2 protein-coding genes are annotated in these 1,809 nt (G+C 69.4%); one reads left to right on the forward strand and one right to left on the reverse strand.

All coding sequences use genetic code 11. The annotated features are described in order from the left end of the window. The first annotated feature begins 217 nt into the window (after nt 1-217). Nucleotides 218-1,003, forward strand: coding sequence for a creatininase family protein (locus ACP95_RS15000; RefSeq protein ID WP_049981974.1), 786 nt, complete (start codon nt 218-220; stop codon nt 1,001-1,003). A gap of 408 nt (nt 1,004-1,411) precedes the next feature. On the opposite strand, the gene ACP95_RS15005 is transcribed toward ACP95_RS15000, so the two are convergent. Further along, nucleotides 1,412-1,809: TCP-1/cpn60 chaperonin family protein (locus ACP95_RS15005; protein ID WP_272913179.1), on the reverse strand; the 398-nt coding region annotated here is incomplete at its 5' end.

Genomic DNA, 1,809 nt, shown 5'->3' on the forward strand with positions numbered 1-1,809 from the left:
GAGGCGACCGTCTTCCTCCGGTTCGAATCCCACCGCGCCCGCTGTCTGCGAACGAACGTGAGCAGCAGCGGCGCCCGTGGGATTTCGAACTACGCGAGACGAGCGTCAGCGAGTCTCGCAATCGAGTTCGAACCCCACCGCACCACTCCGGCGGCGCCGCGGGGGCGTCGATGCCCGCCACCCACACCTACTTCCCCACTCTTTGCCAACGGCCCGCATGGTCGACACCACCAGCCCCGTCGCGTGGGCCGCCAAGCCGTACCCCGAGATCGTCGAGATCGCCGAGCAGGACGGCTCCGTCCTGATCGTCCCCGTCGGCGCGCTCGAACAGCACGGCCACCACCTGCCGACCGGTACCGACACGCTCCTCGTCGAGGCCGTCGCCACCGCCGGCGCCGAGCGCGTTTCCGAGACAGTTCCGATCCTCACCACGCCGCCGCTGTGGCTGGGCCACTCGCCGCACCACCTCCCCTTCGGCGGCACCGTCAGCGCCGAGTTCGACACGCTGAGCGACGCGCTCTCACAGATCGCCGACAGCGCGCTGGGCAACGCGTTCGACACGCTGCTGTTCCTCAACGGCCACGGCGGGAACCGGCCGCTGATCGCCGCGGCGACCCAGCGCGTCGGCGCCGAACAGCCCGAGACGGAGGTGCTGGGGCTGACGTACTTCGAGCTCGGCGAGTACTTCCTCGACGACGTGCGCGAGAGCGACCGCGGCGGGATGGCCCACGGCGGCGAGCTCGAAACGTCGATGATGCTCCACCTCCACCCGGAACTCGTCGACGAGACGCGCATGGAGGCGACCGAGTGGGAGACCGAGTACGAGCAGGCGCCCGCCGACTTGCTGGGGTCCGGACCGTTGAACGTCACCCTCGACGTGGCCGAGTGGTCCGACTCCGGGGCGATGGGCGACGTGAGCGCCGTCAGCGCGGCGAAAGGGGAGGCGATGTTCGAGGGGTTCGTCGACGAACTCGAGGCGCTGCTCCGGACGGTTCACGAGTGAAAACGTGTGCCCCGAGCGGGCACTGCACCAGATCGAACACAGCGGGACCGCGAGGACCCGCCGGCCTGCCTCTGACTACCCGACGGACCAGTCGGGTGTTTGAGAGGAGGTTCTGCGGCCACAAATAAATACCGGGCGCGGGGAGTCGCCGTACGAAAACGGTCGGGAAGTTGTCCCGCAGGTCGGAGAGACGGAAGCGGTCTGACCCTCAGTTGGAAGGCGGTTCGGTGGTGGGAGCGGCGAGGTGGAAGTGGCTAAGCGCCTAACTTCACCTCGCGGGTCGCGCGATGCGCTCCCCGCTCGGTATCGAGGCGGTTTGCCTCGCCGGAGGCGAGTGTTCCCGCCTCGCTTACATCGGCGTCGTCGAGCGAAGCTCGACTGCTACGTAAGATCGGTCTGAGACCGATCTTACATAGCGCCGCCCATGCCACCCATACCGCCCATGCCGCCCATGCCGCCGCCGCCCGGCGGCATCTCGTCCCCGCCGTCGTCGTCGCCAACCTGGCCGCCGGCGAGGTCGCCCGCAGCGATCACGTCGTCGATGCGGAGGATCATCGTCGCCGCCTCGGTGGCGGACTCGACGGCCTGGGTCTTCACGCGGAGCGGCTCGACGACGCCGTCCTCCTGCATGTCGGCGATGTCGCCGGTGTAGGCGTCGAGGCCGGAGGTGAACGCACCGCCGTCGTGGCTGGCGCGCAGGTCGACCAGCGAGTCGATCGGGTCGAGGCCGGCGTTCTCGGCGAGCGTGCGCGGGATGACCTCAAGCGCGTCGGCGAACGCCTCGACGGCCAGCTGCTCGCGGCCGC

It is taken from the genome of Halolamina rubra, from assembly GCF_000739555.1.
Classification (GTDB): domain Archaea; phylum Halobacteriota; class Halobacteria; order Halobacteriales; family Haloferacaceae; genus Halolamina; species Halolamina rubra.